Source organism: Rhodococcus sp. 24CO (genome assembly GCF_050586165.1).
Classification (GTDB): domain Bacteria; phylum Actinomycetota; class Actinomycetes; order Mycobacteriales; family Mycobacteriaceae; genus Rhodococcus_F.
Window position 1 is genome coordinate 21,484 of record NZ_JAZFNF010000020.1, and the last position, 10,897, is coordinate 32,380.

General features: G+C 58.7%; 11 protein-coding genes. 8 read left to right on the plus strand and 3 right to left on the minus strand.

Translation table 11 applies throughout. The annotated features are described in order from the left end of the window. Positions 1-466: 466 nt before the first annotated feature. From V2B23_RS28955 to V2B23_RS28965, 3 genes are all read left to right on the plus strand, one after another. Positions 467-925, plus strand: coding sequence for an STAS domain-containing protein (locus V2B23_RS28955; protein WP_430953401.1), 459 nt, complete (start codon positions 467-469; stop codon positions 923-925). Continuing rightward, positions 922-2,412: an alpha,alpha-trehalose-phosphate synthase (UDP-forming) gene (locus tag V2B23_RS28960; RefSeq protein ID WP_430953402.1), complete on the plus strand. Its 1,491-nt coding sequence runs from the start codon at positions 922-924 to the stop codon at positions 2,410-2,412. The genes V2B23_RS28955 and V2B23_RS28960 overlap by 4 nt, the downstream gene beginning before the upstream one ends. Positions 2,413-3,006: 594 nt before the next feature. Beyond that, a complete protein-coding gene (locus V2B23_RS28965) occupies positions 3,007-3,369 on the plus strand; it encodes a hypothetical protein (RefSeq protein WP_430953403.1) in 363 nt (120 codons plus the stop codon). Positions 3,370-3,394: 25 nt separating this feature from the next. Here the strand turns inward: V2B23_RS28965 and V2B23_RS28970 are convergent, their stop codons facing one another. The 3 genes from V2B23_RS28970 to V2B23_RS28980 form a co-directional block, all read right to left on the minus strand. Then, positions 3,395-4,762 carry a cytochrome P450 gene (locus V2B23_RS28970; RefSeq protein WP_430953404.1) on the minus strand — a complete coding sequence of 456 codons (1,368 nt, stop codon included), beginning with the start codon at positions 4,760-4,762 and terminating at the stop codon, positions 3,395-3,397. A gap of 133 nt (positions 4,763-4,895) precedes the next feature. Beyond that, a complete protein-coding gene (locus V2B23_RS28975; RefSeq protein ID WP_430953405.1) occupies positions 4,896-5,510 on the minus strand; it encodes a hypothetical protein in 615 nt (204 codons plus the stop codon). Between the two features lie 124 nt (positions 5,511-5,634). Beyond that, positions 5,635-5,970, minus strand: coding sequence for a hypothetical protein (locus V2B23_RS28980; protein ID WP_430953406.1), 336 nt, complete (start codon positions 5,968-5,970; stop codon positions 5,635-5,637). A 71-nt stretch (positions 5,971-6,041) separates the two neighbouring features. On the opposite strand from V2B23_RS28980, the gene V2B23_RS28985 reads away from it, so the two are divergent. The 5 genes from V2B23_RS28985 to V2B23_RS29005 all read left to right on the plus strand — a co-directional run bounded on the left by V2B23_RS28985 (position 6,042) and on the right by V2B23_RS29005 (position 10,699). Further along, positions 6,042-7,103 carry a Ppx/GppA phosphatase family protein gene (locus tag V2B23_RS28985; RefSeq protein ID WP_430953407.1) on the plus strand — a complete coding sequence of 354 codons (1,062 nt, stop codon included), beginning with the start codon at positions 6,042-6,044 and terminating at the stop codon, positions 7,101-7,103. A 63-nt stretch (positions 7,104-7,166) separates the two neighbouring features. Continuing rightward, positions 7,167-7,421, plus strand: coding sequence for a hypothetical protein (locus tag V2B23_RS28990; RefSeq protein ID WP_430953408.1), 255 nt, complete (start codon positions 7,167-7,169; stop codon positions 7,419-7,421). Between the two features lie 64 nt (positions 7,422-7,485). Beyond that, entirely contained in the window at positions 7,486-9,831 is a 2,346-nt protein-coding gene (locus V2B23_RS28995) for an ATP-dependent DNA ligase (protein WP_430953409.1), read from the plus strand. Between the two features lie 37 nt (positions 9,832-9,868). Beyond that, positions 9,869-10,138 carry a DUF7218 family protein gene (locus tag V2B23_RS29000; protein ID WP_430953410.1) on the plus strand — a complete coding sequence of 90 codons (270 nt, stop codon included), beginning with the start codon at positions 9,869-9,871 and terminating at the stop codon, positions 10,136-10,138. Positions 10,139-10,486: 348 nt separating this feature from the next. Next, the gene (locus V2B23_RS29005; RefSeq protein WP_430953411.1) at positions 10,487-10,699 is read left to right on the plus strand and encodes a DUF3024 domain-containing protein; all 213 of its coding nucleotides are present in this window, start codon (positions 10,487-10,489) and stop codon (positions 10,697-10,699) included. The last annotated feature ends 198 nt before the right edge of the window (positions 10,700-10,897 follow it).

The following is a 10,897-nucleotide window of genomic DNA, read 5'->3' on the forward strand; positions in this document are numbered from 1 at the left end:
TGGCGCGCTCTGCAACATCGCTGCTACGAACACTTAGTTGGTCGATCTGGACGGAACTTTAGGATCCGGGATATTTTCATCGGAGATACGCTTGCAGACTGGTTGGAATGCCCCGCCGGCAGCGCTACCTTCCCAGAGCGCTCGTTGCGAGAAACCGATTTGTACGTCACTGTGGAAACAGCGCTCGTAGTTTGAGCCCTTCCCTCCGGTTCGGAAACTGCGCCAACCCCGAGTCGCTGGGCCACCCTTTTCCGTGACGACATTCCTGATAGCGTCCGCTGTGCCATGCCAAACATCATCGTCGTGTTCGTGAAATGCCCACGGGGTGACCATTTTTCAAGCTACGAAAGTCGTGCTGTAGAATGTGGAACCGAGCACGGTTGAGTACCCAGCCGTTGAAAGCGAGCACGGCTCTGCGTGTTACTTCCGTGCCGCACTCTGACGCACATCGTCGTGAGGAATTCAGATGATCGTTTCGACAAAAACTAGTACCGCAACTGTTACAAGCTTTGGTCGGGTACCCGAATGTTCGTCCGATACTCCATCCGAAGTACCGAACCGTTCGGACGCGACGTTCGATCTTCTACCCGAAATCGGCGGGATCGCCGTACTCTGTGCTCGCGGCAAAATTGACGCTGTGGGTTACTCCGCATTGTGTGCACATTTGGAAGACATCGTCGCCGAAGCTCGAAATTTCGTGGTCGATTTAACCCAGTCCCACTTTCCTGCCGCTGGGGTTCCCATCCTGAATACCCTGGCCGCGCGCACAAAAAGACTCCACATCACCTGGGCATTAGCGGCCGATGACCCCACGCTACGAGTACTCGAAGCATGCCGATTAGACACCGCGATCAGTACCTTCAGCTCCCTATCGGACGCAGTGGCCTTTCTATCCAACACCGTCGTCGAGAGAACCCCGGCATGAACAATATTGGCGTAGATGACGAGAGTCGTTCGAACTTCGTCGTGGTTGCCAATCGGCTTCCGGTAGATCTCGAGCACCTACCAGATGGCACGACAGCGTGGAAACGCAGCCCTGGAGGATTGGTGACAGCTCTCGAACCGATACTACGATCCAAAAGTGGCGCGTGGGTAGGCTGGCCCGGGGTCTCGGACGAGCGCGTTGAACCGTTCACTGACAACGGCCTGACACTGTGTCCGATCGAGTTGTCAGCGACTGACATCGTGGAGTACTACGAAGGTTTTTCCAATGACACCCTGTGGCCGCTGTATCACGACGTGTCGGTGCCGCCGACTTTCGAGCGATCATGGTGGCACACCTATTGCGCTGTCAACCGCCGGTTTGCAGAGGAGGCTGCGCGATGTGCGGCACCGGAAGCGACAGTGTGGGTACAGGACTACCAACTGCAACTCGTACCCAAGATGTTGCGCGAACTACGTCCCGATCTGACGATCGGATTCTTCTTACATATCCCCTTTCCACCGGTGGAATTGTTCATGCAGCTGCCGTGGCGGCGGGAAATTGTCGAAGGCATGCTGGGCGCTGATCTCATCGGATTTCATCTGCCTGGCGGCGCCGACAACTTCCTCTTTTTGGCACGTCGCCTTCTCGAGCTGGAGACAACGAATACTAGCGTGGGGGTGAGAGGCGCACTGGGGCAGGTGAGATTCAACGAACGGACCGTCCAGGTGGGAGCTTTTCCCATCTCCGTGGATTCCCTGGCCCTCGAAGCAATGGCCAAAGGAAGCGCAATAGCCGCTCGTGCCAAGGAAATTCGGAGAGAATTAGGAAATCCCGAAAAAATTTTGCTGGGAGTCGACAGACTGGACTACACCAAAGGCATCGACCTTCGACTCACCGCCGTCAAGGAACTACTCGACGAAGGTCGCCTCGACGCAGCGCGTACCGTCATGGTTCAGCTGGCCACGCCCAGCCGTGAACGCGTGCAGCACTACATCGACCTTCGTAGCGTCATCGAGGAACAGGTGGGGCACATCAACGGGGACCACGGCCAGATCGGACACCCGATAGTGCACTACCTGTATCAACCTGTCGCCCGCGATGAGTTGGTCGCCCTCTTTGTAGCGGCCGACGTCATGCTTGTCACACCGATGCGAGACGGAATGAACTTGGTTGCAAAAGAATACGTCGCGTGCCGTGGGGATCTTGGCGGCGCCCTTGTGTTGAGTGAATTCACCGGAGCCGCAATGGAGTTACGGCAAGCCTACCTGGTGAACCCCCATGACCTCGATGGGGTGAAGAACGTGATCATGACTGCACTTGAACAAGACTCGGCATCAGGCCGTCGTCGCATGACTGCTTTGCATCACCAAGTTCTGACACACGACGTTCACAAGTGGGCGGAGTCATTTCTCGCCGCGCTCACCTCCGGCAACGACCCCCAATCCGATACGTCCGACAACGAGCCGGACCTCGTGCACAACACCTGACGAAAAGCACTGCGCCGCTACGCAAACGGCGTTGAGAACGAAACGGTGGATGATGTAATCGTGCACGTAAGCTCGCAACCTTCGAGCGAAGTGAGTCGCACCGGAGTTTCCGGAGACTTTATGTGCCCGAGTTTGATGGTTGCGATATTTGACTTCAAGTGAGATATGTGATAAGTGGCGCCCCCCGAAGCCGGCATTGGCCAACACCCGCCTTGATCGTGAGCGTGTGTCACCTGGCGGGGTTCAGGTTTCCGTCTTCGGGTATGCCAGTCTTGCGGCATTTTCCTGGGCAGAAGGGTGCCGCACATGACCCGCCAACCGACCGCCACGGCCGGAAGGTGGCAGAAGGAGAAGGCGCACCGTGATCTGAGTTCGGTGCGCTCCGCTGACCGGCGCTCCGCATTCACACGCCCCCGCGCTGGTGAGCTTTCTTTTGACGCGGCCGAAGGCTCCTCAACAACTAGGTTTCAAGGGATTATGTATTCCCCAGTTCAAGGGACTCGACGGACTTCGAGATATTCGTCTACATCGTGCGTGGTTGCGCTCCCACACCAGCGCAGCAGAACACCCGGCGATTTGAGCAATGGAGCGAACATGGCACACGACGTGGAAAAGCGATGGAACAACAGAGCGACCTCACGCGCAGCCCTGATCCACGTAGGCGCAACCATCGCCTGCGCATCACTTGCCGTGGCGCTTGCACTCATCTGGATGGCCAACCGACAGACACCCTGCCACCTTGACGCTTTTTCGGCATGCACGGATGCGGAAAGATATGTTCTGGTACTTGCCCCGGCGGCTATCTTGCTGGTCGGCGGACTCTGGGCGCTGTTCCGCGCCTATCGAGCGTGGAAAAACCAGTTTTCTTGGCCGATTTGGCAAGGCACAGGGTGGTCGCTCCTCATCCTCATGACGATTTACCTGGTTGCATCCACACGGTTGCTCGTTACCGGCTGACCTCGTTCGCGTCGCCTAGCGGTACTTACCGCGGCTTGGTGCGAAAACGGAGGCTGTAGTGATTCAAGGTCGCCGGCACGGCAGAGTCCGGGGCGATATTCGGGATCGAATCCAACTCAAAGGCGTTTCCACGTAGCAGGTTCGACAGAGCTGTCGTAGCGACGAAGAGAACCAGATTCTGCCCAGGACACACCGCTGGTCCCGCGCTGAACGGCATGAAAGCCTGAGTGTCCGCTCGGCCGTCAAGCCAGGCTTCGGGTGTGAATGTATCAGCGAACGGCACACTATCTGGATCTCGATGAAAGGCCGCGGACAAGATCATGAACGCGCTGTCGGACGGAATCTCGGCGACACCGTTTTCACTCGGCCAAGCAGTCGCGGCCGTGGAATCACGCAGAATGACCGGGGTGGTGGGCCACAGTCGTGCCGATTCGAGAAGACAGGCCCGAAGATAAGGGTACCGACCGGGATTTCGTGGATCGGTATCACCAATTTCTTCTAGTGCACGAAGTAGGTGATGAGGGTGTGTGGCGAGTAGTGCCAGCGCCCGGATAGTGACGATGCCTGCCGCGTCGAATGCGAACAGCCAATGCGGCACCTGCCCAATCGGATCGACGGACGGTTCTGCGTGTGTCCGATTGACCGCCGCTATCAAGCTGGGCATCTCGGCACTTGCTGCGTAACGGTACAAGTTCTCTACGAACCGATCCCGCAAGCCGCGGCGATGCGGAAGAAGATACGACCAGTTACCCTCCGACCGCAGCGTCCACAGCTGATCGGTGACCGAGTTGTCTTCACAGGCCGACGCTCCGAGTACGAGCGATCGAACCAGGTTCCACCACGCCGGCAGAAAACTGCTCGCGTCGAGATATCCACGAGTCGTTGCGAGAGCGTTGAGTTGGGTCATCTCCGAGACCACGATCTCGGTCATCGGTCCGGCGAGGTAGTGAAGCGGTTCGCTGGTGTCGAGGACCGCCTCGTTGAACGCTCGACGAGCTGTGCGCACCCGACCGCGAGAGATCAGAACCCCATGAGGTTGAAACGAACTCAGAGCCGCGATCTTTTCGCGGTTGGCCGGAGTAAAAGGATCCGGTGTTTCGGCGAGGACACGTATTGCGTCTCTGCGGTCGAGGATCACCACTACTCGGCGGCCGGGGAGGTCGAGCAACAGCGGACCACGGCCGAATTCCTTGCGAAGCTGCGATATGAGCGCAGGGGTAGAAGCGTCGGCTTGCATTTTCTCCAACAACGGCAGTGTCGTGCGACGACGTGCAATTGCGCCGGCAATGACAGATGGTCCGGCGAGTTGGGCCAAAAGGCGAACGGCCCGTACACCCGTCACTCGCAGAATCGCCGTGGTCGATGTTGATGTCGGAACTGCACTCGTTGTCATGGTTGGTTACCTACCCGACGACGCAATTGCCAAACGTGTAGCGCCCGTCACTGACTGAGAAGCCGGAAAACCCGTTGCACTACAAAGCTTTCTGCGTGTACAACACTACGCACGCCGACGCATATCGTGCTGGTCACCTAGGGACAGCCTTGATCATGCGAATGACCGCTTTTTCGATCACAGTGCGCGACTGAGCCGGATCCGTCAACTTCTCTGCACGGCCCACAGCGCGAGAAATCGTCACTCCAGCCCCGTAAGCCTCGACGACACGAGGATCGACATAGGATTTTCTGGCCATGATCGGCGTATTCCCCAGTGCCGTCGACACCTCGTTCATGACCGCCGAAACAGCTTGTGCTCGTTTACGTTCGGATCGGGGGATATCTTGGTCGACAAAAGCGACAGCGGCCAGAACCGTTGCATTCCACGTCCGCAAGTCTTTCACCGAGTAGCGCTCCCCCCACGAGCGATTTGAAACGAGCATTGATGTCCTCGGCAGTAATGGGCTCGAGTGAGTCCCCTCGCGATAGACAAGCAATCGCCCCGATTGATCGACATTTTTCTGCAGGGAGCGCAATGCCCGCACAAGTGAGGCATCGGTGATCACCAGGGTTCTGCGAATCCCACTTTTTGCCGGAAAATCGAACGCAATGGTCTCCTTCGAAAATTGCACGTGCTCACGCAAAAGTGTTGCTACGCCGTAAGAACCATTCGCCTCGACGTACTCTTCATTGCCGACGCGATACACTCCACGATCGAGGAGTCAGAGCGCTGCGGCCTCGGCACGTTCTCGGCGACCACCCCGTGCCCGCAAGTCTCTGTCGATCGCGCGACGAAAACCGGGCATGAGACTTCCCAAGCGGAGCGCCCGATCATACTTTTCTTCGTCGCGCGCTATCCGCCATTGCGGGTGGTAAATGCACTGCTGCTTGGCCGGCTGCGTCGATCCCCACTGCTTGGATGTGGCCATTGGAGTAGGGGCAGATCCACACCGAACGCCAGGCCGGTGGGACGACAAGACTTCGTATGCGTGACTGTGTCGCGTCGTCGACCGGCGAGCCCTGTGCATCACAATACGAGAAACCCTTTCCTCTACGCATTTTTGCTAACCCCGGGCCGTCCGGCGTACTGCGACGTAATCGCATGGGCACACTCCGCTTGAAACTGCTGTGTTCGCTGCGTTTCCCGCCAGCATTTCGGATAAACATTGCGGGACTGCACGAATTGGTACCGGCGTTCTGCGAGATAGACTGTGCAGCTACCAATGGTTCGCCGAGCCATGAACGGGTACTCGATGGCGGTGAGGCTTGGAGTGCTCGACATCGGGTCGAACTCCGCGCAGCTGCAGATCGTCGAGGCAACTGTCGGTGCGCCGCCGCTACCGTTGCATGCGATCAAGACCGCCACACGACTGGCTGAGTCGATTGGCACCGATCAACACCTCGAAGAAGCGGGGATTGACAGAGTCTGTCGTGCCGTGACACAGATTTTGGACGACGCGCACCGGTACGAGGTGGATCAGATCTATCTGTTCGTCACCGCCGCGATCCGGGACGCCCTCAACCGCGACGCAGTACTCGACCGCATAGCCGCCGAATGCGGTCTGCGCCCGCAATACCTCACGGGCCTGCAGGAGGCACGGTTGACCTATCTCGCTGTCCATCGCTGGTACGGATGGTGCGCGGGAAGACTGCTCGACATCGACATCGGAGGGGGATCGATGGAGATCGCCCTCGGACGCGATGCCACACCGGAACTGGCAGTGTCACTCCCGCTGGGAGCCGGTCGACTCACCCGAGGATTCTTCGAAGTCGATCCGCCGACCGGCAAGCAGATCAAGGAGTTGCGCCGGCATGTGCGAGCTACCCTGCGCGAGACAGCAGATCGATTGCGGTGGGAAAGAAAACCGCAACTGGTGGTGGCCACATCGAAAACCTTCAAACAGTTGGCTCGGCTCGCCGGGGCACCGCCGCAACGCAAAGGTCCCTTCGTACGACGTACACTCGCACGTCGAGATGTTCACGCGTGGGTGCCAAGACTCGCAGAAATGACCGCGCAGCGCCGCGCAGCGCTGCGCGGTATCTCGCGGCCACGAGCGGCTCAGATACTCGCCGGCGCAATCGTGGCCGAGGAGACGATGCTCGCACTCGACGTCGACGAGGTGGATGTAAGCCCATGGGCGCTACGAGAAGGAGTGATGCTGCAACATCTCTCGGCAGTGAACGCCCCGGAGAACAACCTGCCCCTGCAACCACTGACCCCGCAGCTACCAGATACCGGAGCTACGATCTCTGCTTTGCCGTCGGCCCCGCTTGCCCGAACGCCTTCGCCCCGGCGCTGACCAGCACCAATAATCCGCGTCCGGTGGGAGACGTAGAGTCACAGAAAGAGATCAAAGGAGGCGATGACATTGAGCGCACAGTTCCACGACAAGGCGAAAACCGATCCAGATAACGAACCGCCGTCACATGATCCTGCTGACGAACATTCCTCCCGCGAGGTAGCCGCCCCAACTCAACGCGACCGCGAACTGTCTGCATTGGTCGATGGCCTCGAAGAACGCATCGCCGCCGAGCACGAGGCAGCGGAAGCGCCGGGCAACGCAGCCGAACGAGCTGATACCCCGCCGAGGGAACCCGATGACAAGGCACCGGACTGATTCCGCAACAACATGTTTCCCTCCCTCCACCGGAGAGAGGACGAGCCGGGAGGTCTATCCCACGATGCCAACAACAACGATCGACGGACACCGACTGAATCTCACGCATCTCGACAAGGTGCTCTACCCCGATACCGGGACGAGCAAGGGTGACGTCATCGAGTACCTGAAGAACATCACACCGGCGATGATGCCGCACCTCTCGCACCGTCCCGTAACGAGGAAACGCTGGCCGGACGGTGTCGACGCTCATTTTTTCTTCGAACGCCAGGCACCTGAGTCGATACCGAAATGGGTTCCGCAGCTGTCCATTCAGCACAAGGACCGCACCATCGACTACCCCCTGATCGACTCCCCCGCCGGCCTCGTCTTGATGGGACAACTGGCCGCACTGGAATTGCATGTACCGCAATGGACAATCGTCGATGGCAAGCCAGGCCCGACCACCAGGTTGGTCTTCGATCTCGACCCGGGCGACGGCGCCGGACTGCACGACTGCGCCCGCGTCGCATTGGCCGTGCAAGAACAACTTACGGCGGCAGGACTGTCCTCGTATCCAGTGACCAGCGGCAGCAAAGGCATTCACGTGTACGCCGAACTGACCACGACTCTCGACTCAGAGCCTTCACAGTTCGCCCGGAAGATCGCAAAGCAACTCGCGAAGGACTGGCCAGAACTGGTGACGGCAACGATGGCGAAGACTGCACGTGCCGGCAAGGTATTTGTCGATTGGAGTCAGAACAACGCTGCCAAGACGACCGTGGCGCCGTACTCGCTGCGAGGCCGCGCCGAACCGACTGTCGCGGCGCCCCGGGAATGGTCCGAACTCGAGCAGACAAGTCTGCGGCAGTTGCATTTCGACGAGGTACTCGAACGCTATCGAAGCGACGGGGATCTGTTATCGACGTCGTTGGACTCGCTCCGCACTTATCGATCCAAACGACATCACGGCAAGACACCCGAGCCGATTCCCGAACCTTCCACCGCCACAAAAGCTTCGAATCCCGATGGAGACCTGAGCTTCGTCATCCAGGAACATCACGCCACCAACCTGCATTGGGACTTTCGGCTCGAACATGACGGGGTTCTCGTCTCGTGGGCTGTACCGAAGGGAGTCCCCGCCAAACCGGGACCGAATCGTCTCGCCGTTCAAACCGAAGATCACCCACTCGACTACCGAACCTTCTCCGGATCCATTCCCAAGAACCAATACGGAGGTGGACGCGTCGAGATTTTCGATTCCGGAAGTTACCTACCGATCAAGTGGGAAGCCGAGAAAATCGTCTTCGAACTCCACGGCGATCGGATACGCGGACAGTACGCACTGATACACACGAAGACCGATCAGTGGTTGATGCACAGGATCAAGAAGGCAGACGAACGACCGATTCCGTCGAGCAACGGCGGCCAGACATCGCAACCGACATCGAAGAACATCGCACCGCCCCGAGATGTGAAGCCGATGCTCGCCACCCTACGACCCGCTGAATATCTCCAATCCATGCCCGAAAACGAGTGGTCCTTCGAGGGCAAATGGGACGGGATTCGGGCCGTCGGCGAAGTGCTCGACGGAAAATTGCAACTTCACAGCCGTTCAGGCCTCGACCTCACATCCACCTACCCCGACCTCGCATGGATCGGCCCGGCGCTCGAGGGACACACAGCCGTCCTCGATGGTGAGATCGCCACCCTCGACGCCCACGACGTCACAAGTTTCGCCGCTCTGCAAAATCGACTCGGTCTGAGACGAACGGCCGACATAGAACGAGCAGCAAAAAAGTACCCCGCCGAGTTCTTCGTCTTCGACATCCTGTTCCTCGACGGAACGTCATTGATGAAAAAGAAATACGTCGACCGCCGCCGCGTGCTGGACCAACTTGCCGCCGCGTGCGACGGGCTCACCGTGCCTGCTCGTCTGAGCGGCGACGGCGAACACGCCCTGGGCGAGAGCCGCCGCCGGGGCTGGGAGGGCATAGTCGCCAAACGCAACGATTCCCCGTACCTGTCCGGTCAGCGCGGACGGACCTGGATCAAGGTCAAGAACCAGCGCACACAGGAAGTCATCGTCGGCGGCTACCGCCAAGGAAAAGGCTCACGAGCCGACAATCTCGGCTCATTGCTGTTGGGGGTTCCCGACGAGAACGGCCTGCGATACATCGGTCGGGTTGGAACCGGATTCACCGAATCGACGCTCGAGACGTTGAGCAGGAAACTGCACAGCCTTGCCCGCAAAACCAGCCCCTTCTCCGCCGAATTGAAACCCGCCGAACGCAAGGACGCAGTGTGGGTAACGCCGCAACTGGTCGGCGAGATCGCGTTCACCGAATGGACGACAGCAGGACTCGTCAGACACCCGGCGTGGCGAGGTCTGCGCCCGGACAAGAAACCTGACGAGGTACAGATCGAATAGTCGAACGTACTCAAGACAACAGAGAGGAATAACTGCCATGCCCCGCAAGGGATCCGATCCCCATCTCAAAGACCAAGAACTCTACGAGGATCTACGCGAAAAGGGTGACTCCAAGGAAAAAGCAGCCCGTATCTCGAACGCCGCAGCCAATCGCGGACGCAAGAACGTCAGCCAAAAGGGTGGCCAGGGAGAGTCGTACGAAGATCGCACTGTGGCGGAACTGAAGAAACGCGCCAAGGAAATCGGCCTCACCGGATACTCCTCGATGAAGAAGAGTGAATTGATCGATTCGCTTCGTAATCATTGAAACTCGATTGATCTCGCATCGACTCTGGCTGCACAGATCCAGAACCGTTCTCTCCTGACGGCGCCGTAGCAGCCCGTACGGCCCCCAGCGGCAGTCCCCACCAATTTGAGGAGCAGTGCGCCGAGTACGCGAGATCTGCGAGTATCGGCGTCCAGAATTTAGACAAGCGAGTGAATGATTATGGCCGACAGAGAATCCGGACCCGCAGAGGGGGCATGGCTGCCACCGGACTTCCCGAGCTCGATGTCGCGCGGGCCGTGAAGTATTGCGCCAGTCGAGTGCCGGAACAGTATCGGCATGAGATCCGGGCGAATGTGACATCGCGCCCCGCCATGTGACGACTTGCGAATGCCGGCCGCCGTGGCGGGAGGACTTCGGCCCGAAGTGGACGCGATTTCCGACCGCTCGCCTGTATTACACGAAGAAAACGGGTTGTGGGTGTTGTATTGGCGGGATCGGCATCTCAAATTTCATTGCTACCAGTTTGTGGATCCGAGCCTTCATATTCAGGATTTACTCGATCACATCGAAAATGGTGGCGATCCGATCTTCTGGGGTTGATTCGTTATCGTCGGTGACGCGTTGACCTGTTGAGACCAAGGCCGAATGAGAGAAGACACCAAGTAGCGCATACCTATGCACGAGGGCCGCTTTCTCCTTCTATACGAGTAGGCCACCTAATTGTATGAGGTACGGACGTTAGTTACGCGGTGCCGGCGGTAAGCGGCAGGCGGTCGTCCTCCGCGTGCTGAATGCGGT

What these genes read in the sequence shown, in the direction of transcription:
- V2B23_RS28955 (WP_430953401.1), top strand. Translation starts at nt 467, where the DNA reads ATGATCGTTTCGACAAAAACTAGTACCGCAACTGTTACAAGCTTTGGT.
- V2B23_RS28960 (WP_430953402.1), top strand. Translation starts at nt 922, where the DNA reads ATGAACAATATTGGCGTAGATGACGAGAGTCGTTCGAACTTCGTCGTG.
- V2B23_RS28965 (WP_430953403.1), top strand. Translation starts at nt 3,007, where the DNA reads ATGGCACACGACGTGGAAAAGCGATGGAACAACAGAGCGACCTCACGC.
- V2B23_RS28970 (WP_430953404.1), bottom strand. Translation starts at nt 4,762, where the DNA reads ATGACAACGAGTGCAGTTCCGACATCAACATCGACCACGGCGATTCTG.
- V2B23_RS28980 (WP_430953406.1), bottom strand. Translation starts at nt 5,970, where the DNA reads ATGTTTATCCGAAATGCTGGCGGGAAACGCAGCGAACACAGCAGTTTC.
- V2B23_RS28985 (WP_430953407.1), top strand. Translation starts at nt 6,042, where the DNA reads ATGAACGGGTACTCGATGGCGGTGAGGCTTGGAGTGCTCGACATCGGG.
- V2B23_RS28990 (WP_430953408.1), top strand. Translation starts at nt 7,167, where the DNA reads ATGACATTGAGCGCACAGTTCCACGACAAGGCGAAAACCGATCCAGAT.
- V2B23_RS28995 (WP_430953409.1), top strand. Translation starts at nt 7,486, where the DNA reads ATGCCAACAACAACGATCGACGGACACCGACTGAATCTCACGCATCTC.
- V2B23_RS29000 (WP_430953410.1), top strand. Translation starts at nt 9,869, where the DNA reads ATGCCCCGCAAGGGATCCGATCCCCATCTCAAAGACCAAGAACTCTAC.
- V2B23_RS29005 (WP_430953411.1), top strand. Translation starts at nt 10,487, where the DNA reads ATGCCGGCCGCCGTGGCGGGAGGACTTCGGCCCGAAGTGGACGCGATT.